Origin of the sequence: Pseudomonas sp. NFXW11, assembly GCF_049887815.1 — a bacterium.
In the GTDB taxonomy this organism is placed as follows: domain Bacteria; phylum Pseudomonadota; class Gammaproteobacteria; order Pseudomonadales; family Pseudomonadaceae; genus Aquipseudomonas.
In genome coordinates this window covers 78157-99082 of sequence record NZ_JAGEKI010000017.1, presented here as the reverse complement: position 1 = coordinate 99082, position 20926 = coordinate 78157, and the positions used below count along the sequence as shown (strand labels likewise).

17 protein-coding genes and 2 pseudogenes are annotated in these 20926 nt (G+C 55.4%); 16 read left to right on the top strand and 3 right to left on the bottom strand.

Annotated elements, in window-relative coordinates; genetic code table 11:
• Window positions 1–53 precede the first annotated feature (53 nt).
• Complete coding sequence (locus J4P02_RS23725) at window positions 54–308, top strand: Imm32 family immunity protein (protein WP_426194820.1); 255 nt, start codon at window positions 54–56, stop codon at window positions 306–308.
• A gap of 45 nt (window positions 309–353) precedes the next feature.
• Here the strand turns inward: J4P02_RS23725 and J4P02_RS23720 are convergent, their stop codons facing one another.
• Window positions 354–710: a DUF6572 domain-containing protein gene (locus tag J4P02_RS23720; protein ID WP_426194817.1), complete on the bottom strand. Its 357-nt coding sequence runs from the start codon at window positions 708–710 to the stop codon at window positions 354–356.
• A 486-nt stretch (window positions 711–1196) separates the two neighbouring features.
• Between J4P02_RS23720 and J4P02_RS23715 the strand changes: the two genes are divergently transcribed.
• From J4P02_RS23715 to J4P02_RS23705, 3 genes are all read left to right on the top strand, one after another.
• The gene (locus tag J4P02_RS23715; protein WP_426194815.1) at window positions 1197–1751 is read left to right on the top strand and encodes a hypothetical protein; all 555 of its coding nucleotides are present in this window, start codon (window positions 1197–1199) and stop codon (window positions 1749–1751) included.
• Window positions 1752–1827: 76 nt separating this feature from the next.
• Window positions 1828–2346, top strand: coding sequence for a DUF4303 domain-containing protein (locus tag J4P02_RS23710; RefSeq protein ID WP_426194813.1), 519 nt, complete (start codon window positions 1828–1830; stop codon window positions 2344–2346).
• Between the two features lie 98 nt (window positions 2347–2444).
• Window positions 2445–2885, top strand: a complete 441-nt coding sequence (locus J4P02_RS23705) for a hypothetical protein (RefSeq protein WP_426194811.1) — start codon at window positions 2445–2447, stop codon at window positions 2883–2885.
• Between the two features lie 424 nt (window positions 2886–3309).
• Here J4P02_RS23705 and J4P02_RS23700 read toward each other — a convergent pair whose 3' ends face one another.
• Together J4P02_RS23700 and J4P02_RS23695 are read right to left on the bottom strand one after the other, a co-directional pair.
• Window positions 3310–3711 (bottom strand): type II toxin-antitoxin system HicB family antitoxin, encoded by a 402-nt coding sequence (locus tag J4P02_RS23700; protein WP_047290264.1) that lies wholly within the window; start codon window positions 3709–3711, stop codon window positions 3310–3312.
• A 35-nt stretch (window positions 3712–3746) separates the two neighbouring features.
• Complete coding sequence (locus J4P02_RS23695) at window positions 3747–3884, bottom strand: type II toxin-antitoxin system HicA family toxin (RefSeq protein ID WP_426194809.1); 138 nt, start codon at window positions 3882–3884, stop codon at window positions 3747–3749.
• 445 nt (window positions 3885–4329) lie between these two features.
• Between J4P02_RS23695 and J4P02_RS23690 the strand changes: the two genes are divergently transcribed.
• From J4P02_RS23690 to J4P02_RS23635, 12 genes and pseudogenes are all read left to right on the top strand, one after another.
• A complete protein-coding gene (locus J4P02_RS23690) occupies window positions 4330–6051 on the top strand; it encodes a ShlB/FhaC/HecB family hemolysin secretion/activation protein (protein ID WP_426194807.1) in 1722 nt (573 codons plus the stop codon).
• Window positions 6052–6083: 32 nt separating this feature from the next.
• Complete coding sequence (locus J4P02_RS23685; RefSeq protein WP_426194805.1) at window positions 6084–13322, top strand: DUF637 domain-containing protein; 7239 nt, start codon at window positions 6084–6086, stop codon at window positions 13320–13322.
• A 9-nt stretch (window positions 13323–13331) separates the two neighbouring features.
• Window positions 13332–13535, top strand: a complete 204-nt coding sequence (locus J4P02_RS23680; protein WP_426194803.1) for a hypothetical protein — start codon at window positions 13332–13334, stop codon at window positions 13533–13535.
• Between the two features lie 351 nt (window positions 13536–13886).
• The gene (locus J4P02_RS23675; RefSeq protein WP_426194801.1) at window positions 13887–14210 is read left to right on the top strand and encodes a hypothetical protein; all 324 of its coding nucleotides are present in this window, start codon (window positions 13887–13889) and stop codon (window positions 14208–14210) included.
• A gap of 78 nt (window positions 14211–14288) precedes the next feature.
• A pseudogene (locus tag J4P02_RS23670) lies at window positions 14289–14387 on the top strand (IS5/IS1182 family transposase); the annotation flags it as partial.
• Between the two features lie 5 nt (window positions 14388–14392).
• Window positions 14393–14726 (top strand): annotated as a pseudogene (locus tag J4P02_RS23665) (IS3 family transposase); the annotation flags it as partial.
• Between the two features lie 297 nt (window positions 14727–15023).
• The gene (locus J4P02_RS23660; RefSeq protein WP_426194799.1) at window positions 15024–15542 is read left to right on the top strand and encodes a sugar O-acetyltransferase; all 519 of its coding nucleotides are present in this window, start codon (window positions 15024–15026) and stop codon (window positions 15540–15542) included.
• A gap of 20 nt (window positions 15543–15562) precedes the next feature.
• The gene (locus J4P02_RS23655; protein WP_426194797.1) at window positions 15563–16801 is read left to right on the top strand and encodes an aminotransferase class III-fold pyridoxal phosphate-dependent enzyme; all 1239 of its coding nucleotides are present in this window, start codon (window positions 15563–15565) and stop codon (window positions 16799–16801) included.
• Window positions 16779–18566: a 1-deoxy-D-xylulose-5-phosphate synthase N-terminal domain-containing protein gene (locus J4P02_RS23650; RefSeq protein ID WP_426194795.1), complete on the top strand. Its 1788-nt coding sequence runs from the start codon at window positions 16779–16781 to the stop codon at window positions 18564–18566. The genes J4P02_RS23655 and J4P02_RS23650 overlap by 23 nt, the downstream gene beginning before the upstream one ends.
• A 96-nt stretch (window positions 18567–18662) precedes the next feature.
• Window positions 18663–19508 carry an SDR family NAD(P)-dependent oxidoreductase gene (locus J4P02_RS23645; protein ID WP_426194793.1) on the top strand — a complete coding sequence of 282 codons (846 nt, stop codon included), beginning with the start codon at window positions 18663–18665 and terminating at the stop codon, window positions 19506–19508.
• Window positions 19501–20124, top strand: coding sequence for a DUF1349 domain-containing protein (locus J4P02_RS23640; RefSeq protein WP_426194791.1), 624 nt, complete (start codon window positions 19501–19503; stop codon window positions 20122–20124). Before J4P02_RS23645 ends, J4P02_RS23640 begins: the two co-directional genes overlap by 8 nt.
• A 6-nt stretch (window positions 20125–20130) precedes the next feature.
• Entirely contained in the window at window positions 20131–20916 is a 786-nt protein-coding gene (locus J4P02_RS23635; protein ID WP_426194789.1) for an HAD-IIB family hydrolase, read from the top strand.
• Window positions 20917–20926: the final 10 nt, after the last annotated feature.

The window sequence follows — 20926 nt, the reverse complement described above, 5'->3', positions numbered from 1 at the left end:
GCGTGCAGACAGTCTCGATTTGACAATGACCTATGGGTAAAGGAATTCGACCTTTGGAAAAGCTCAAGACATTCACCGTTCAAGGAACCGCAGTGGGCAGTGACCAGAGCATTCAGCTGGATGAGATTTCAATTCTCGCCGAGCCGGAAACACTCAGGGCGCTGGGTCTGTTCTTGATCGATGCGGCACACGAAATGGCGGCGAATGGGCGCGAGCATGTGCACCTGCAAGAGGTGATCGAGGGCTTTTCCTATGAGGAACATGTGGACTTGATTGCGCTTAATCGGGCGTTGATTCAGCCCGTATGAAGTACAGCTGCGCGCTGCTCGATCGGGCAGCGCGCAGGTGCTGGGCTACAGGTGGGGCGCTTCTTCGTTCACTTTTAGCTCGAAATCGAAGCCAATGTTCCGGTCATTGAGGATCTCGGTAATGCGTTTGAAAAACCAATCGACTTGCTCGGGCAGTTCGTGCAAACCCAGTACTCGGATAATCAGCTGCTTGCCGCAGGCGTCGGGAATTTCGCTGTAGATCTCGTCACTTTCGATAAAGGTGATGTAGGTGTTGATCTTCTCTTGCAGCAGGAGCAGGTGTTCGCTGTGTGCCGCTTCGTCGCCCCATTCGAGGGGGTCGACCATGATCAACAGCAGGCTGTCGGGCTCGGATTTGGGGATTGCCCAGATATCGATGACTGTTGGGTTGGTGATGGACATGTCTGATCCTTCAGGGGGCGGGGAGGGCATTGTATGGGTTTCTTTTGGGGGGGCATATCTGTTGCTGCGGTGAGAGATGCCGGGCAGGTGTGGTGTTCTCTTGTAGGAGCTGGCTTGCCAGCGAAGCTCTTCAGCGATGATGCGGGGTCACTTTCGACATGCTGGTTGTTTGTGGTTCTGGGTGTATATATCCGTTGTCGTAGTAACGGCGGCTATTGGTTTCGCCCTTACGGCGACTCACTTTTGTCAGTCGGCACAAAAGTAAGCAGGGTGTTCAGGACTCTTGCCCGGTTCGCCACTGAATCACCTTCCGCACCTCGGTGAAACGATAGGCCGCATCGCTGGCCAGATGCTTCAGCGAAGCTTTATCTGCTTTTCATGGGCACCTGATTGCCTCCATTATTGCGCCGACCTTTCAGTCACCCATCACCCTCCCGTCGAAGGTCGATCCATCGACGGGCTTATGCCAAGGAAGTCATCAGATCCATGACCGTCAGCGAACTGCTTGTCGCCATCCGTAAACCCTATGTTGAAACCCTGGCGCGTGCCGCCGCAGAAGGGGCGGCGCATGTTGAGCCGGCCTACCGCAACAGTGACGGTGCGTTGGCGGTTGATGGGGCCTTGGCCACGCCGTGCCGGGTGGATGTGATTGCCGGGCAGGGGGCGGCTGCCGGGGAAGCGCTGCAGGTCGATTCCGAATCCGAGTTGGGCTTTGAACCGGTGCGCTTTGCCATTGAGCAGATGGCGGTGGCGATCTCGCCCTTTGGCTGGGACTGGTTGCCGCTGGAGGTGCGCGGCTTGAGCCTGGAGCAGGCCTGCGAAGTGATTCGGGGCTGGTTCTTCGAGTGGTTCGATGGGGAGGATGAAAACCCGCCGACTGCGGAAGGGCTGCAAGGGGTGGTGCATTTTGTGTCGGACCCGGAGGCGACGGAGGAAGGCTACAGGGTCAAGATTGACTTGGGGTCGGTTCCAGGAGAAGCGGTGGAGGGGCTGCTGTTTGCATTGGCGGATGCCGGTGCTACAGGCGCTTTCCTCGCATAAAGAAGGGCTTCTGTCGTCGCATGAGGCAGCACGTTGTTGGCGAGACAATTAACTTATTGTTGTAAGGAGTAGCAATATGGTTGTCTTTGATGTCGATGATTTTCGCAGCAGGGTTGTAACTGCTGCGCGTCAGGCAATCATTGAAGTTGAAAGGGAAATTCCAGACTCTGAAGTTTGCGGTTTTGCATTGTACTCCGACTCTGATGCTACTTCCTTGTCTCCAGCATTCAACTGTAGAACTCATCTTGCGAAGATGCAGGCTGAGTATCCTGAAGATCCATTTTATTTTAAATGGAGCCCTGGTGAGTGGAGTCATGAAAGTGTCGGGGTCGAGTTTTTTGACGATATTTCCAAGGATATGCTGCGATTCTCTCAGTCAGCACCGGAAGGGGCTGAGTTCACTAAGTATCGTTATCATGTTTTTAGTCTGTGCGTGGACGCCCTTAAAGAGTTGCGAAAGACAGAGTTGGAAGGCGTGATTTTCGCTTTCTCGGTTACCGACAGTATCGACCCAGAGACGCAAATCCATTGGATCAAGGAAATTAACTCTCCTTTGGAAGCTGCTGAGTTTGAGGGCTGGATTGCCCAGCAGTAATTTCAAGGGTTTTGTGTCGATAGGTAGATTTGTCAGCAGCATCTGAGGCAATCCTGCGTAGATGGATGAATCGCGCAGCAATATTTTAAGGTTGATGCATGAATCCAAGTGAATTCAAGAAATACAATATGGCTTCAATTGTTCGGGCAACTGACAATTCCACCGCGCTCAAACACCAGATTGGATTCTTGATCAAGGTTCTGGATAAGTTGGGTTTCAAGTTCTCTGGTTGCGAGCATGATCCTTTGCGTCTGGCGAGAGACTATGTCGCCGGGGAAATTCCTATTGGGCAATGCAAGGCGCAAGTTTCGGGCTGGTGGGCAAAAATCGATGAGAAAGAAGCAGCTCGGCAGTTTCATGATCGGGAGATATTGATGGCGCGGTTGGCCATTTGTCTGCTGTCGAATGATGAGGAGGATATGTCTGTCCTGGGGGATAACCTGTCGTGGTTTTTTGAGGTATTGGGTTTCTTGGGTGTGGATATGAAGCAGCCCTTCGAGATGATGAAAGAGTACTTTGAGTTCAAAAGTGTAAATTGATTTGGGGCCGAGTCGCTTTGCCGTCCTCTGTAGGAGCTGGCTTGCCAGCGAAGCTTTTCAACGATGATGCGCAGTCACGTTCGACCGCTGGTTGTTTGTGATTCCTGGTGTACATATTCGTTGTTGCGGGTGTGGCTGCTGGCGGTTTCGCCCTTGCGGCTAGCTCGGCATCCATGCCGAGCTGCCCCCTACGCAACGCCTGCGTTCGGCCTCCTGAAGGGACAGGCAGATCAAAAGCCAAAGCCAAGGCGATGGTCTGTTGATGTTCCTGGCTTATGGTTTGCTGGGCTGTGGCCACTGAGGCTGGATAGCCCCAGCTGTTTTCCAGGCCACAAGCCCTTGTGGCGAGGGAGCTTGCTCCCGCTTGGTTGCGCAGCAACCACAACCGCCCTCACACCCCTCAGCCTGCCCTCTGCAGCAGCTTTCAGCGCCCGAGCTTTTCCATCGCGGCATCGGCCAGGAAGGACGACCGACTCTTGATGTTGTGCTCTCGCACAAAGCGGTCGATCTGCTGGATCACATAACCCGGCAGGGTCACGTTGACCTTCTCGGTCTTGCCCAGGTAAGGCGCGATATCGATATCCAGCATGCCCCAGCCCATGCCTTCGAAATCGGGGTTGGCGCGGTGCTTGCGGGTGGGAGAGGGCAGGGGAATGGCGTGCCCTGCACGGGCCAGCTCTTCGAGCATGACGTGGGCAATCTCGATGGCCGCACTATAGGCGGTCTCGAAGCTGTCGCCGGCGGTGACTGCACCGGGAATATCAGGAATCTGGATGCCTGTGGCGGTGTGTTCGTCGCCCCACTCGATACAGATGGGATATTGCACGGGGATCTCCTCAATAGGTGCGAAGGTGGCGGGAGCTAGATCAGTTCAGCCAGTTTCTTGATGGCCCTGACCGTACCCCGTGGCAAATCCTTCCTCGGGTGAGGCACCGGAACGGTGTTGGGCCGGTAAGGATGCTTGAACAGATGATGGCTGCCAGTGACTCGCTCCAGCACCTAGCCAGCAGCTTCAAGCTCCTTGATCAACTGTATGCTTTGCACCTCCATCTCCTTATCGGGGTGAGAGGTGCTTTATAACTCCAGGCGCATCATAACGCAGGTTGAATTGTGTGTCTGGAGTTATGTTTCGGGGCATGTCGTTCAGCGAGGAGGGGGCTGGTGTGATGGGCCAGCACTGCTGGCCAGATCGTTCAGAGAGTTTGGGGTCAATCAGCCCGGACACGGAGTTACATTTTTCATTGGCCACTGCGGGCGCTGGCCCAATGTTGAATCACCCCACCAAGCCTTATTCGGCCTCTCCACAGTGAACTCCCGAGAGTCATCGCTGATGGCTGGTTACACCAAGATTGAAACAAGCCAGTACATTTAATTGACGTCATTAAAACGCCGCCCTAAGATCGCCGCCGATTAATGGCACAACGCCATATAGAAGGATCTAGAAATGTGGCGTTTGGTTGATCGGACCAGGCTCGGCCTGCTGTCCGCTTTTTTTTGCCTGGGCACAGCCGGGATGGCCGAATCCGCGACTTTGCAGAATGCTCCAGGCGTCACCGACCTGATCCGGGACCGCCAGGATCGCCTGCTCGAAGAGCAACAACGCCGCCTCGAAGAACTCAAGGACCTGCCCGGCAACGTCGCAGGGCCTAGCAAGTCGGCAGCGCCTATCGGCACCCGTTGCTTCACCATCGAAACCGTCGATTTCAGTGGCGCCGATGCTCTGTCCGAGGGCGAGCGCAGCAAACTGCTCAAGCCCTATATCGGCCAATGCCTCGGCGTCCCCCAGCTCAATGAATTGCTCAAGGTCATCACCGACCAATACATGGTCAAAGGGTTGGTCACCAGCCGTGCCTACTTGCCACAGCAAGACCTTTCCAGCGGCAACTTGAAGGTGCAGGTGGTCGAGGGGCGACTGGAAGGCATGAGGGGCGCAGAAGGCAGCGGCATCACTGACCGCCAGCTGTATATGAGCTTCCCAGGCAAACCGGGTGACATGCTCAACCTGCGAGAGATCGAGCAGATGGTCGAGCAACTGAACCGCTTGCCATCCAATCAGGCACAGATGGAATTGGCACCGGGCAAGGCAGTGGGTGGCAGCGAAGTACTGGTCAAAAACACTCCACAAAAGCCCTGGCGCGTAGGCCTGTCGCGCCACAACGGTGGCCAGCGCAGCACGGGAGAGCAGCAGTGGGGCATCAATCTGGATTGGGACAACCCTCTCGGCCTGGCCGATCAACTCTCGTTGCGCGGTGGCCACGATGCAGTAAGCGATCACCAGAAAACCTCGCGCAACTCGATGCTCAACTACAGCCTGCCGTTCGGCTGGTGGAACCTCAATTACACCTACAGCGAAACCCAATACCGCTCTCTGGCCCAGGCCAGCGGTTTCAATTTCAAGCAATCGGGCGACAGTCAAAATCATCAGTTGGGCCTGGAGCGGGTGATCCATCGCGATGCCTTGAGCAAAACATCCCTCAGTACCGGCGTCGCGTATCTGCGCACCAACAACTTCATCGAGGACAGCAAACTTGCGTTGAGCAGCAACCGCCTCAGCGAAGCCCAGTTCGGTATTAACCATGGCCGACGTATCGGCGGCTCATTCCTCAACATCGACCTGGGCATGCAGGACGGCATTGGTGCGTTCGATGCCCAGGCCAATCACAACCCACGACCCGGCCAAGCCGATGCGCGCTATCGCAAATACACCGCGACCCTGAGCTACCTGTACCCGTTCAAGCTGTGGGGCGAGTCGTTCAGCTTCAGCAGCCTGATGACTGGTCAGCGCAGCGAAGACGTGCTGTTCAGCCCACAGCGCATGAGCCTCGGCGGGCAGTCATCGATTCGCGGCTACAAGGATCAAAGCCTGGCCGGAGACAGCGGCGGTTACTGGCGCAACGACCTGCGTTGGAGCCGCCCGGTGACCTGGACCTGGATGCAGCCGGTATTCAGCGAGTACGGCACCAGCCTGGGTTATGACCAGGGCGTGATCCGCCACGACCGCTATAACGCCGAACAGCATGGGCGTATGACCAGCAACTCGGTGGAGATGTTTGCACGCGGCCAGAACGTCGCCGCCACCGTGACATTTGCACACTCTTTGGAACGTCCGGCGCCCATCACCGAGCGTGAAGCGCCGATCTATTTCCGCCTGGATTTCTTTCTCTAAATTTTTTACCGCCCACGGGCACGAGACATTACATGGACGTTCAACAGTTCGCCTTCCTTGCGCGCCAACCTTCTGCAGCCCTGAAAAGCCGCTCCCACTTTATGGGCTTGCCCAAACGCGGGTTGGCGTTTGTTCTGGCGAACGCCATGTTCTGGCAACCATTGCTGGTGCAGGCGGAGGGGATTGTAGTCAGTGCGCCCGGTACCAGCCTGGGCCAGGCGGCGAATGGCGTGCCGATCGTCAACATCAGTGCACCCAATGGCAGCGGGCTGTCGCATAACCAGTTCAAGGATTACAACGTCGGCCAGCAGGGCGTGATCCTCAACAACGCGACCAGTCGCACCCAGTCCACGCAGCTGGGTGGGATCATCCTCGGCAACCAGAACCTCAACGGCACGGCTGCCAAGGTGATCCTCAACGAGGTCAACGGTGGTAGCCCCAGCCAACTACGCGGTTTTACCGAAGTGGCGGGGCAGTCGGCCCATGTGATCGTGGCCAACCCCTATGGCATTACCTGTAACGGCTGCGGCTTTATCAATACCCCGCAAGCCACCTTGACCACCGGTAAGCCGGTGCTTGAAAACGGCCAGCTTCAGCGTTATCAGGTGGATCAGGGCAGCGTTGTTATTGAGGGCGCCGAGCTTAATGCCAACAACATCGACCGCTTTGAAATCATCACCCGCTCGGCCAAGCTCAATGCCGAAATTCAGGCCAAGAACCTGACGATCATTGCCGGTGCCAATGATGTTGATGCCAAGACCCTCAAGGCTACTGCGCGTGCCGCCGACCCGGCGACTGCCCCTCAACTGGCCATCGACTCCTCGGCCCTGGGCGGCATGTATGCCGGGGCGATCAAGCTGGTCAGCAGTGAAGCCGGTGTCGGTGTAAAGCTTGACGGCAAGATGCTCGCCAGTGGCAGTGATATGCAGTTGGATGCCAATGGTCACTTGAGCCTGGTGCAGGCCACGGCGGCTGAAGCGGTTGTCATCAACGCCAAGAGCCTGGATGCCCAGGGCGCGATCTATGCCGGTACCCGTGTCGAAGCCACCACTCAAGGCACGCTGACCAACCGCCATTCCATCGCGGCTCGGGACAGCGTCAAGCTGACCAGCGACGGTCAGCTCAACAACCTTGGCTTGATCGAGGCCGGCGTCACCCCGGAGAGCACCCGCAACCAAACCGGTGATGTGACGCTCACCGCCAACAACATCGACAACCGTGGCCAGAGCGTCATCGCCAGTCGCGACCTCAAGGCAACCGTCAGCGAAACCCTCGACAACCGCGCCGGCACGCTATCGGCGAACACCGGGATGATCCTCAGCGCCCAGGACATCGACAACCGCGGCGGCACCCTGACCAGTCAGGGCACGCTCAAAACTACCCTCGGTGGTAGGCTCGATAACCGCGATAACGGTACCCTCGCCAGCGGCGCTGAGCAGACACTGAAAGCGGTAGCGCTGAAGAACAGCAATGGAGTCATCAGCAGCCAGGATACGCTCGGCCTGGACGTGGCCAGCCTCGACAACAGTAGCGCCAGGATCACCGCCAAAGGCGCGCTGACCCTGAAGGGCAGCACCGTCGAAAACGCAAAGGGTCAGATCACCAGCCAGGGTGACATTCTCGCCACCACCAAAGCCTTCAACCAGCAAGGCGGCAAACTGATCAGCCAAGGCCAGCTCACCCTGAGCTCCGACACGATCGACAACAGCCTCGACGGCTACATCGCCTCTGCCAATGCCATGGGCCTCACTGCCCATCAGCAACTGATCAACACCGGCAAAGGCATCATCAGCACCCAGCAGGGCCTGACAATCAACGGCGGTGCGGTGGATAACACCACGGGCAGCCTGCTCAGCCAGAGCGGCATCACTGCCACCTTGGGCGGTGGGCTGAATAACCAAGATGGCAGCGTCATCACCCAGAGCGACAACCTCAACATCGAAGCCAACAACCTTGATAACCGTGGCGGTGTATTGGCCAGTGTCGCGGGCAAGCTCAAGGCCACTCTGGCGACCGTGCTGGATAACGGCAAGTCGCTCACCGTTGTGGGTGAAGCAGGGCTGATCCAGGCCCAGGTAGTCAACCTGGGCGCGCAACAATCGCTGCTGAACAGCGGCGGCCAGATTTCCGCCCTGAGCGGCGATACCCAGATTACCACCACGATTCTCGACAACCAGAACGGCGCATTGCTGGCCAAGCAAACCCTGAACCTAGGTGCCACCCATCTCAACAACAGCCAGGGCCGAGCCGCCGCTGATGCCATCGATTTCGGCCTGAGTGGCGAGCTGAACAACCAATCTGGCTTGGTCGAAGGCACCAGCGCCTTGCTGATCGACGCCGCGTCCATCAACAACCAGAACGGCAAGTTGCGCTCCCTCGGTCAGCAAGGCACCGCCAGCGTAGCCAGCACGCAGTTGCTGGATAATCAGGGCGGGATGATCGAAGCCGCCAACCATGATGTCTCCCTGCGCATGGCCAGCTTCAAGAACAGCGACGGTAATGTCCGTCATGTCGGCACAGGCACTTTTGCGGTCGATCTGGCGAAGTTCAGCAATATCGGCGGAAGCGTCGCCACTGCCGGCACACTGACCGTCGATGCCGCCACCTGGGACAACAGCACTGATGTTCAGGCTGATGTGTTGAACGTCACCGTAGGCCAGTTCAACCAGGCAGCCACCGGCAAACTTGCCGCCAGTCAAGTTTTCACCGGCAAGGGCGACAGTTGGACCAATGCCGGGCGCATCACCAGCGGCGGGGCGTTCTCCCTGACCGCCGCCAATGTCACCAACACCGGCACCCTCGGCGGCGCCGGCAAGGTTGATCTGAACGCCGAAGCCGTGCGCAACGACCGCGGCCTGATCTTCAGCGGCACCGACATGGCGCTGCGCTTGAAGAACCTGACCAACTACTACGCCGACATCTACAGCCTCGGTGGCCTGAGCATGATGGCCCGCGACGGCGTGGCCCGCAGTGAGTCACTGGAAAACATCTCCAGCCATGTCGAAGCCGCCAACGATGCGTTGGTACGCAGCGACCGTGTAATCAACCGCAAGGACGTGTTCAGCACCGTCGACGAGGCGGTGTCGGGCTACCTCAGCGTGACGTGCTACGACTGCGGTGGCGATCACCATAACGTTGATTATGTGGCTCACGAAGTCTCCAAAAGTGTGGTGGCGACAGATTCGGCCAGCTCGTCGATTCAGAGTGGGGCCAAGCTGACCGTCGACGGTTCAAGCGTGCTCAATAAATACAGCACCATGGCTTCGGGCGCGGACTTGCTGATCACCGCCGACAACTTCGCCAATATCGGCGCTACCACCGGCACCAGCACACGCACGCGCACCTGGAATACGGGCCGCGTTTCCGATGGCACGGATGAGCGCTTCCGCGCCAACTGGATCAACCCCTACAACGCCCAGCCCAACCCGAAGGTATTGCCGGTTGGCGCGCTCAATTCGTTCCGCCTGGTGGGTGACACCACCACTGTGACCCCGGGCGATCCCATTGCCTCGGTGATTCAAGCGGGCGGCAACATCAGCATCCAGGCGACCCAGCAGCTGGAGAACAGCAGCATCGTGCAGTTCACGCCGCCTACCGCCATCGCGGACAAGGGCGGCGCCACGACTGTGAGCAAACCCGCCGTGGTGGTGCTGAACCCACAACTGCCACCGGACCTGGCACAGCAACAAGTCAATCCGACCAGCATGCCGGGCTTCACTTTGCCGAGTGGTACGAACGGGTTGTTCCATGTGGTCGACAGCGCCGCTGTGGCCAAAAACAGCCAGGATCTGAGCAAAGCCAATATCCAGGGCTCGGACGCCAGCCGGGTGTTCGTCGGCCCCAAATACCTGGTCGAAACCAACTCTGCCTTCACCGACCTCAAGCAGTTCATGAGCTCGGACTACCTGCTGGGCAAGCTCGGCTATGACCCGCAGACCGCCTGGAAGCGCCTGGGTGACGGCCTCTACGAGCAACGCTTGATTCAACAAGCCGTCACCGCACGTACAGGTCAGCGCTTTATCGCTGGCCAGACCACCGACGAAGGCATGTTCAAGTACCTGATGAACAACGCCATCGCCAGCAAGGAGCAACTCGACCTTGCCGTCGGTGTGACCCTTACCTCGCAACAAGTCGCTGCGCTGACCCACGATATCGTCTGGATGGAAGACCAGGTGATCAATGGCGAGCACGTGCTGGTACCCGTGCTGTACATGGCCCAGGCAAACAACCGCCTGACGGCGGATGGGGCATTGATTCAGGGCAAGGACGTCACACTGATTGCCGGCGCTGATTTGAAGAACGCAGGGACCTTGCGCGCCAGTGAAAACCTTTCGGCAGCTGCCGGGAACAACCTGGTGAATACTCGACTGGCTGAGGCCGGTGAGAAGCTGAAGCTGGTGGCGGGTAAGGACCTGGTGAACATGCAGGGCGGCATCCTCAAGGGCAAGGATGTTGACCTGAGCACCTTGACTGGGGATATCCGCAATGACCGGACCATCACCACGATTGAAAACAGTGGGAAGGGCTTCAGCTCCAAGACTGCAGTCGTCGATAGCGCTGCGCGGGTTGAAGCCGCAAACAACCTGACGATGCATGCTGCGCGGGATTTACTGAATGTCGGCGGGGCCATCACAGCCGGCAAGAACGCAGAGTTGAGCGCGGGTAATGATGTGGTGATTGCGGCGGCTCGTGAAGAAACCGGGTCGATGCGTCAGGACAAACGGCATTTCTGGGAACAAAGCCAGACGGTGCAGCATGCCAGTGAGATCACGGTAGGTGGAAATCTTGATGTCGTGGCGACGAACGGGCTGACGATGGTTGCCAGCCATGTCAAGGCAGGCAGCGACGTCAGCCTATCTGGCAAGGATGTGAACCTCCTGGCGGCTGCCAACGAAGAGTCTAGTGAGTACCGCTACAAGCGCAGCGGCAAGAAGATCAATCAGGAAGAGGACCATGTTCGGCAGCAGGGCACGACGATTGAGGCCGGTGGTGATGTAAAGGTCGCGGCGCTGCAAGACGTGACGATGGTCGCCAGCAAAATCAACGCGGGTAACGAGGCCTATCTGGTTGCCGGCAAGCAGTTGAATTTGATGGCTGAGCTCAACCGCGACTACTCCCTCTACGACATGAGCAAAAAAGGCAGTTGGGGGAGTAACGCGGCGAAACGCGATGAGGTGACGCAGCACACTAACGTCGGCAGTGAAATCAAGACGGGTGGCGATCTCACACTCAAGAGCGGTGGCGATCAGCGTTATCAAGTGGCAACCCTGGACAGCGGCAAGGACCTGACGCTGGAGAGCGGTGGTCGCATCGTGTTCGAGGGTGTGAAGGACTTCCACGACGAGAGCCATACCAAGAGCAAGGGCGACTTGGCTTGGTACAAGATGAAGGGCGAAGGAAAAACAGACGAGACCCTGCGGCAAAGCGCCCTGATTGCTCAAGGCAAGCTGGTTATCAAGGCTGCTGAAGGCATTCGTATCGATATCAAGCAGGTCGATCAACAGAGCGTTAGCCAAACCATCGACGCGATGGTGCAAGCGGACCCTAACCTGGCCTGGATGAAGCAGGCGGAAGCCCGCGGTGATATCGATTGGCACCAGGTAAAGGAAATTCACGACAGCTTCAAGTACGAGTCCTCTGGCCTCGGCGCCGGCGCCAAGATTGCCATCGCCATTCTGATGTCTTTCATCCTCGGCCCTGCCGGTTTGGGGCTGGGTGGGACCAACTTGGCTGTTGCAGCGAGCCTCAGTACCACTGCCGTTACCAGCACCATTGATAACAAGGGCAACCTTGGCCTGGCGATCAAAGATACGTTCAGTGCGGGTAGCCTGAAGAGCGCGGCGATTGCAGGATTCACTGCAGGGCTTCTTGATTACGCCGACGACAAATGGTTCACGGCAGCCGATGGCGCTGGCTCGGCCACACAGGGTGTTCAACCCACGGATGGTGCTGCAGTAAGTGCGGCCAATCCTTCCAAAGATATCTTCCGTTGGAGCAATGCGTCTGATGCGGCGACTCGTACCGTTGGGCGAGCGCTTATCTCTAGCGGAGTGTCCTCGGCCATTGGGGGAGGCAGTTTCGGCAGCAACTTCAGTGCAGCCTTGATGGGCGAGGCCGGCAATATGGCCATGGCCTCCGGTTTCAACTGGATTGGTGACAACGCCATTCGTTTTCCAGATGGCAGCGTCCAAAAAGTGGTTGCTCACGCGATCATGGGCGGCTTGTTGGCTGAGCTGACAGGCAGTGACTTCAAGACAGGCGCAGCGGCAGCAGGGCTCAATGAAGTCATGGTGAGCTCGATGGGCGACCTGGGCCGGGATAACAAAGAGCTGAGGCTGGTTCTATCGCAACTTACTGGCTTGGTAGCGGCTGCGGCAGTCGACGGCGATTTGGACAAAGGCGTTGCCATCGCCAAAGGCGCCACTCAGTACAACCATGACCTGCATGAAACTGCGGCGAAACAGGTGGCCCAGCAAGCGCTGGATCACTGCCGCGAAAACCCGCTGCTATGCGACATGGGCATTGATTTCAAGAAGTTGACGGTCGACGATATTGTTCTTGCCATGCGTGTAGAGGGGGAGCATGGAAAGGGGATAGAGAACGCCAAGCCTGAAGCGATCGCTTTTGTTGACGGCTTTATGTTCAGCAGAGCTCCTCAACTACGTGACGCTTTGTACACTGAGACGGAATCTGAGCGCAGTAGGCTTGATGTCGAGGCTAAGGCGAGCTTGGTGATGGCGGTCATCAATCTTGGCAATGCGGTTCGTGGTTTTGGTAACTATCTGCAAGGATTGGTGAGGGCAACGTCAACAGGTGTACCTGTTGTCAAAGCTGTGGATGAGCTTGCGGCAAAAGGAAGTGGAGAGGCCGCTTCTAGCGCATCGCGCACTCCACTCGCAGGTCCTACAGAAAATTGGAAACGTTTTATTGCAGCTGAGAAACAAATTCAACTAGAAGCTAACTCTGCTCGTGTAGTAGATCAGGTAATTAATGAAACTATTTCAGGTAAGAAAAATTTCACCAGCAATCTTAAGCTATCTACTGATGAGGCTTTAGCGGCAGGGCAAAAATATCTTGGGTCGGGATATAAGGAAATTGGAAAACCTGGTTCTGGTGTCTTTCATAGTGCAGATGGAACAAGGGAGTTTCGTATTGATGCAGGTTCAATCGCGGGTTCCCATGCACCTGGAGTTCCACATGTCCATTTTGGTGTTAAAGACCCAGTGACAGGTAAGTATATAGCCAACAATCATGTTCCATATTTTGATTGAGGAGGATTGATGACGATTATCCGAAAAGGAATTGTTGTGTCTGGAGAATACTCTGGGTGGAGCATATCTATTGATGACGATCGTGAAGGGGAGACAGGTGGGTATTACTTGTTTTTGAGCAATGAAGATGGTCAAGCTTTTGATTATTGGTTTGCGCTAGAGTCGCATCTTGATAATCAGCTTTCTGATTTTGATATTGGTTGGTTGAGTTGAGTGTGTTTTGAATAAGTATCCCCGACTCTGTCGGGGGTATGTATTGCTCTTGTGTAATCACCAATCTGTTCTTGTTAACCTTAATTCTCATCTTCTGATTGACCTCAAATACCGCCTGCTTGAGCCAGTGACTGACCGTCTCCCATACCATTGCTGCAGATGGTTTCCATCTGCCATTTCAACCCAAATCATCTAACGCCCTGCAAGACCCCCAAAGCGGTCTGAACCAGAAAGACCTGTCGGCTTTTGGGGGCAAAGGAAAGCCTGCGGAATATGATTCTGATTTGCACGCGTATACCCACGAATAGGGTGTTGGTTATGAGTCTAGTGGTAGAGCAACGAGGGTGAATAATGATTGAAGTTTCGCAGTTGAATGAGTTGCTTTTTGCTCACAACTGCTTGTACGCCATTAGCATTCAGTTGGACGGAGATGGGGTGGCTTATGATTTGTCTCTATCGATTTCGGTCTCTGAAAGGGCGGGGGCTGATGTTGTGCGTATCAGGTTTTTTGATGTCAGCCATTTTACGTCCCGGGATATTGGCGGCGGATTGACTCAGTTGATGCATATGAGTGTGAGTAAGCTGGATTCGGGTCTTGACAGGATGCGTTATCAATTGATCGATCTTGAAGATGAAAAGTTGTCATTTTACTTCTCGTCATTTTCGGTTGATTAGAGGGGGAAATGGGGACAGTCCGTAGTTGGGATTAGGAGTGCAACTGGCGATTTCGCCCTTACCGCGAGGGGCTCCGACCAAGCCAGCGATATCGCCCATGCACAACCGCTGCTGGATCAGGTGCGAATTCCCGGTAAGCCGGGGCGACCACGCAAGCGCAGTCGCTGGTTAGTGGCTGAATCCCGTCACGCGGCCGGCCACGGGTAAGCAACGACAACCGCTACTCAGAATGGCTGTTTCGAACGCTGAAATACTGCTCGCAACGGCCCAAGGATGGCTTTGCACATTTCGACGCCGCTCGCAGCCAGGTGCGAGATTTTATCCGCGGGTAAAACCATGAGCACCGCCACAACCGCATCCGCTTCGTAACCCCTTGCGCAGCGTCATCGCGGCGAGGATCAAGAGCTGCTGGCCATGTAGCAGCAAGTCCTTTATCAACCTCCGCATCGCTGGTCAGGTGCGACGCGTCATTGGCAGCCCATCGGTGCCGTCACACTCAATCCAGAACGGGAGTAACAGGCCCTGAAAACAGTGACATAAGAATACGGCTGACACACTAACTAACTTGCAAGGCGTTGGTGGCGAGTGTAGAAGGTGGAAAAATTTCAAGAAGTGCGGAAGTATATTTAAAAAATAAATACTAGATGGAGATGATGATGGCTGAAGGGAATCAGGCTATTGGAAAAGTGTGGGCGTTAATTGTGGGTGGTAGTGGCAGGCGCGCAACTAGTGATCGTCTTGTTTGCCCACGGTTACTTGCCGAACAGCGCGGCATGAGTGCTCTTTGTTACACCCGTGTCTACAGGGTGGCGTATGCGTGAGTTCATGACATTCGATGCGGCGGAACCTGCTTTGGTTGCCCGTAGGCGCACCGCCCGTGCGTTATGTTCCTCCATCAGCAGTAACCCTGATGGTCGGGAAGCGCTTTATAAACTCCTGTTCGGGTCAGTGGGTGAGGGGTTTGAACAGTGGGGCAATTTCTTTTGTGAGTTTGGTTCGAACATCAACATTGGTGAAGGCGTTTTTATTAATGCCAATGGTGTGTTCCTCGATGCGTTTGAAATAAACATCGGCAACCGTGTGTTTATCGGGCCTCATGTCGGTATCTATACCTCTAACCATGCCAAGGATCTTGAGCAGCGGCGTCGTTATATAGAGTCGGGTGCGCCTGTAGTCATTGAAGATGATGTATGGATTGGCGGCGGCGCAACAATCTTGCCGGGCGTCACAGTGGGTAAAGGGTCAATTATCGGTGCGGGTGCTGTCGTGGCAAAGTCGGTTCCGCCACACAGTAAAGTGCTGGGCGCTGGTTCTCAGGTTTATCCGATCTAATCAATAGAAGGCAGAAAGGGATGTTTGTCTATCAGTCACGCGTGAAAGACCAAATTGTTGGCTCTGTTAAAGATGTCAGTGTTCATGCAGAGGGTGGCATCTACACGGATGCGATTTCGGGCATGTTTAACGTACCGTTCGGGTATTCGTGCGAACCCATCAAGCAGCATATTTCCAAAACGTTGACGGATCTGCCTTTCCACCCCAAGGATCATTTCTATTCGTCCGAGCTGTTTGAAACTTCAGAGCTGCTGCTCAAGCGCGCCAAGATGGAAGACGGCGGCGTGCTGTATGTCAACAGCGGCTCGGAAGCTATCGAGTCGTCGATTGCCATGGCCTTGGAATATCACCAGCGCAAAGGCAATACGTTCAAGAAGAAAGTGATCTGCCGCAAGCACTCCTATCACGGCGCCACCTTGGGGGCCCACAGTATTACCGGCAGGAACGATTTCAAGGACCTGCGTTGCAGCGGTTACGACACTATTCGGATCAACCCGCCATTCCCTGTCGTTCACGAAGGTCAGGCGTTGGAAATGCACAGCGTGGCGGATGTGGAGAATATTATTCTTCATTATGGTGCGGAGCAGATCGCTTGCATTATTTTCGAGCCGGTCAACCATTTGAAAGGGATGCGGCAAACTCCCCGCGAGTACCTGATCGGTATTCGTGAACTCTGTGACCGTTACGATATCGTGATGATTACCGATGAAATCGTGACCGGCGCCTCTCGAACCGGAGAGTTCTTGAATACCCATCAGTTTGGGGTTTCTGCCGATATCGTCGCGCTCGGGAAAGGCATCAGCGGTGGTTATTACCCGGCATCCGCCATGGTGACATCCCATAAAATAGCCTCGGTGTTTGACAAGCCAGAGCCGTGGATCCCGTTTTCCTATTCGCATACCTATGCAAGCAACTCGGTTTCGATTGCGGCCATCAATGCGTCGATGCGCGTGCTGGAACAGATAGAGGCCGCAGGGCAGGTACAAAAACTCATTACAAAGACCCAGGCGCTGTGTCAGGAAATCGCCGGGAATGAGCGTATCGCCCGAATTGAATCCCACGGCTTGCTGATCGGCATAACCCTGGACTCAAGCCTTGGGGAGCAGGCAGGCAAGAAATTGGGTGGGCTGTGCTTTGACAGGAAGTTGATTATTCGAGGTGAGGAAGATTGGGCTTGCCTTGCGCCCGCCTACATCATGTCAGAAGAAACGCTAAGTGACGTGTTCGAGGTGTTGAATGAATCAATTAGTCAGTTATGACCTCGAGCCAGTTGCCAGCCTGTTGACGCCGATATATGGCATTCGTCAAAGCGTGCATAAACGGAAGGCGTACCTGACGGCCGATGAGTATGTGCGTGCCAATGAGGAAGTTGAAGTCGGTATTGCCGAGTCGCCGAAGTGCCAGACGATCAACGAACTGTCGGTAGCCATCGCCAGACAATTTACGCCTTTCTATTCAGACGTAAGGGTGTGCCTGGAGCGGATTCATGAAATTGCCGGTTACGGAACCCTGGCATCTTGCCTGTCGTCACTGAACATTGCCGAAGCGCTGTTTGCGTTGGAACTCTGCAATGCGGCAGGGGTGGCCAATCAGAATCTGGTGATTGGCAGGGGGCATATTGCGCCATTGTTTTATGCCTATCGTCATCTGCTCAACGGTATGCCTTTGGCTTTTTTGGCTGCGGTTCACGACAAGGTTCCGGCCGTTGTCAATAAACACTACGGTTTTGCCTACAGCATGCGGCATAGCCTGGGCGAGGGAATGGGCATTGCGTTGGGGCGGGCGAATACCAATCCAGATGCACGTGTTATCTGTGTGGCGGGTGACGGTGAGTTGAACGAAGGGGTGTCTTTCGAGGCGATTCGCCTGGTTGGCGAACTTGAGGTCAAGAACCTGACGTTGATAGTGGACAACAATGGCAGAGGGATTGACCCACTTCCCGGGAAGTTGAGGCCGGAGTATTTGGCCGCCTACTTTTCTGATGTTTATGAAGTGGATGGACACGACACCCAGGCAATCAGTGAACACATTCGCCAGGCAGAGAAGGACCATCGGTCTACCGCGATCATCTGTCATACCGAAAAGGGCGTTCACTCCTACAAACGTGCCAGCCATCAGAGTTTGATGACGTCAACGGACGATCAGCAGAAGAATGATCTGAGGAAAGCTTCCAGCTGCAGTCGGACGGCCGACGTTATCGAAGAAGTTCGCTCAGGGGCACCTGCCCATGTATTCACCGCGGATCTGGCCGCTCGGTTTGGCCTCAAGTCATTGTCCGGTTATTGCAACATCGGCCTGGCCGAGTCAGCGTTGCTGACCTGCGCGATGGGGTGCCCGGATGATGAACTGAAGTTTGTCTTGACCGATGACAAGTATTACCTCAACGCGATAGATGTACTGCACTCTGCTTTGATTGCCTGTCGTAATTTGCATGTCATTGGCGCTCGGAAGAACGGTGTCTGGGGCGGCGCTACTTATGCCTCAACCGTATTCAGCTTGCTGACGGAAGAAACCGTATACGAACTGACAGACCCTCTCGATCTGTTGGCCTGTATTCATCGGCAGAAAGCACAGGGTGGAAACGGCCTGTACTTAATGTACGACCAGCCCATGGAAAGAGTGTGTGCCCTGAGGGAGAAGTATCGGAAGCTGTCTGAAGATATCTATATTTTTCAGCCCGAGTTTGCCGCAGGTTCATTGATAGTGTCATCGGAGTCGATGGCATACGAAGCCTTTCAGGTTGCCACGACAAAAAGATGCACGCATATCCGGTTTCTGTCCGTTCGGCCGGATCTTGAGTTGGTTAAAGACATGCTGAGCCGATGTGGCGAAATTATTGTCGTTGAACATAACAGTGGTCGCTTCAACCTGGCTGAATACATTGAGTCCAGTTTGCTGGTTCGAGTTCGCAAGGTCTTCAGTGATGCCTATGAGTGGCCAACAATCGAGACGTTCCAGGCCAATGTTGCACCTCGAGTACTGGGTGCATTGTTGGCTGACCCGCCGTGCGCATTAGCTAATTAGGCTTCACAGGTTTAAATGCAGTTTTAACTATTTATTGGTTTTCTGAACCCTGTATAGGGTTCGGCAGGCTTTCTATGGATTCAGGAGCAGTGGTTTATGACGCAGGGAAATAAAGCGCAAGGCAAGTTGTCCGGTAAAACCATGATCGTCGTGGGCGGTGCCAGAGGCATCGGCTCCGCGATTGTTGAAGTACTGGCCAAAGAAGGTGTTCATGTCTACATCTTTGATACCGACCGGACACCCAATGCAATCAACCACTATCAAACTCAGGATGTCAGTGGTTATCAGGCGGCTCGCACGCTGGCGGCGGATCTTGTGGAACAAGGGCTTTCGGTAAAGGCCATTGCGGTCGACGCAACGTCTGAAGCCCAGGTCGTAGAAGCCGTAGGTGGCGTTGTCCATGAGTCAGAGCACTTCTACGGCCTGGTCAACGCCATTGGCAGCAGCCATCTGATCAACACGGTTGAATCAGCGCTGAGCGAGTTTGATGCGATCGTGCAAACCAACCTTACAGCCCCTTACCTGACGTCGCGCGAAGCTGCCCGCGCACTGATCCAGAGAGGCAAGGGCGGCGCGATCCTGAATATCAGCTCCATTGCCGCAAAAGTCGCCTTTCCTGGAATCTCTTCCTACTGCGCCGCGAAAGCCGGGTTGCAGGGCTTCTCTGGCGCCTTGGCGCTGGAGTTGGCCACTCACAATATCCGGGTCAACTGCGTTTGCCCCGGCATCGTCAAAACCAATATGTGGAAGTACCTGGAGAACCGCCTCATCGAGCCCAACGAGTCGCTGGATGACTTGTGGGCTCGCATGGAGGGCCTGATCCCGCTGGGTCGTACACAGATCCCGGCAAACATTGCCCGGTTCTGTCTGGCGGTCCTTGAGAACGAAGACATCACAGCTCAATCCCTGTCGGTCGATGGCGGAATGAACCTGTATGGCTGACACCCTTGGCAATACGGCTGTTTTGCGCGAAGACCCGGACACCGTACTGAGGATCAGTGATCGTGTGTTCGGTGCCGAGCATTGCGCACAGCTGCGTTATGTAGCGCCGGTTCTGAAAATGCGCAGCGAACCCGGTAGCGATGCGTTCAATATTCCAGGGCTTCATACGGTGGACAGCTTGGGCACTTTGCTCACGTCGGTGACGGGAGAGTTTGCCCTTGGCGCTGACATCAAGTTATTCAGCCTGGCCAAGTTTGATGCTGCAGGGCTCTTTCTTGAAGTCGGGCTGCACAAGCTGAAGTTCGGTGTTGAAGAGTACGGCAGCAACAAGAAGATCGTATCGGTGCATTCATCGCCCTATAGCGATGAAGCCAATGGCATCGAGGTAAACGATGAGCCTGTGCGGCTGTTCATTTCACGAAGTGGGGATGTGTTCTCGTGTTATCTGAGTGGTTCTGAGGGGGCCGTGGTTTTTCATCGGTCGTTCTATGTGAGCAACTGCCCGAATGAAGTCCGCGTTGGGTTTAGTGTGCAGTCGCCCTTTTCCGAGGGAGCGGTCGGGGAGTTTTCCCGGATTGAAATATCCTCACAGTCCATGGGACTCATCAGAGAGTGAACAGGTATGACGAGCAAAGACACCTGGTTGATAGTTTCTGATTTTGACGAGACGTTTATGCCGGTCTTGTCGTCTCGAGAGGCGGATGCCGGGATAGACAAACTGGAAAGCTGTTTGAATCAACTGAAACGCAAGCACCACCTGTTATTTGGCTGGGCCACGGGAAACAGTCAAGCGGTGGTCCTGGACAAGATGAAGAGATACCCCGAATTTCCCTGGGACTTTGCACTGACCAGTCTGGGAACCGAGTTGTACTGGAATCACCCGGACAGTGTTCTGGAGGATGAAGGTTGGCCGTTACAAGGCGCTGGAGCGTTTCCAGAGCGGGTCATAAGGCTGAGCGCCCTGTTCGAGCAAGAGGGTATTGAGTTGACGTTGCAGTCGGAGGCTTTCCAGCAAAAACGCATTCGGGGTTATTACTTGAAGGCCGATGGCAATGAAGCGACCGCCATCGAGCAGATCCATAGGCTCTGTTTGCAGGTGGGTCTTGAGGCCTCAATTACCTACGCCAGTGCCGCCGCCGGCGACCCCGAGAATGTCTACGATGTAGCCATCATGCACCCGGGGTGCGGAAAGAAGCAGGGGGTCGATTTCATCGTCAAGAAACATGCGATTTCCCCCGCCAAGGTCATCTCGTTCGGGGACAGTTGTAATGACATCGAGATGTTGCAGGCCTGTTCACATGGTTACCTGGTGGGCAACGCTTCGCACGAGGCCAGGCAGGCGTTTGATCGTGTTGTAGAGGGTTTCTATTGTCATGGCATCGTTGATGGTCTTCAACGGCATTTTTGAAGTGGGATAG

Excerpts from the sequence above, each read along its gene's own strand:
- J4P02_RS23720 (WP_426194817.1), bottom strand. The coding sequence starts at position 710 with ATGTCCATCACCAACCCAACAGTCATCGATATCTGGGCAATCCCCAAA.
- J4P02_RS23715 (WP_426194815.1), top strand. The coding sequence starts at position 1,197 with ATGACCGTCAGCGAACTGCTTGTCGCCATCCGTAAACCCTATGTTGAA.
- J4P02_RS23710 (WP_426194813.1), top strand. The coding sequence starts at position 1,828 with ATGGTTGTCTTTGATGTCGATGATTTTCGCAGCAGGGTTGTAACTGCT.
- J4P02_RS23705 (WP_426194811.1), top strand. The coding sequence starts at position 2,445 with ATGAATCCAAGTGAATTCAAGAAATACAATATGGCTTCAATTGTTCGG.
- J4P02_RS23690 (WP_426194807.1), top strand. The coding sequence starts at position 4,330 with ATGTGGCGTTTGGTTGATCGGACCAGGCTCGGCCTGCTGTCCGCTTTT.
- J4P02_RS23685 (WP_426194805.1), top strand. The coding sequence starts at position 6,084 with ATGGACGTTCAACAGTTCGCCTTCCTTGCGCGCCAACCTTCTGCAGCC.
- J4P02_RS23680 (WP_426194803.1), top strand. The coding sequence starts at position 13,332 with ATGACGATTATCCGAAAAGGAATTGTTGTGTCTGGAGAATACTCTGGG.
- J4P02_RS23675 (WP_426194801.1), top strand. The coding sequence starts at position 13,887 with ATGATTGAAGTTTCGCAGTTGAATGAGTTGCTTTTTGCTCACAACTGC.
- J4P02_RS23660 (WP_426194799.1), top strand. The coding sequence starts at position 15,024 with ATGCGTGAGTTCATGACATTCGATGCGGCGGAACCTGCTTTGGTTGCC.
- J4P02_RS23655 (WP_426194797.1), top strand. The coding sequence starts at position 15,563 with ATGTTTGTCTATCAGTCACGCGTGAAAGACCAAATTGTTGGCTCTGTT.
- J4P02_RS23650 (WP_426194795.1), top strand. The coding sequence starts at position 16,779 with ATGAATCAATTAGTCAGTTATGACCTCGAGCCAGTTGCCAGCCTGTTG.
- J4P02_RS23645 (WP_426194793.1), top strand. The coding sequence starts at position 18,663 with ATGACGCAGGGAAATAAAGCGCAAGGCAAGTTGTCCGGTAAAACCATG.
- J4P02_RS23640 (WP_426194791.1), top strand. The coding sequence starts at position 19,501 with ATGGCTGACACCCTTGGCAATACGGCTGTTTTGCGCGAAGACCCGGAC.
- J4P02_RS23635 (WP_426194789.1), top strand. The coding sequence starts at position 20,131 with ATGACGAGCAAAGACACCTGGTTGATAGTTTCTGATTTTGACGAGACG.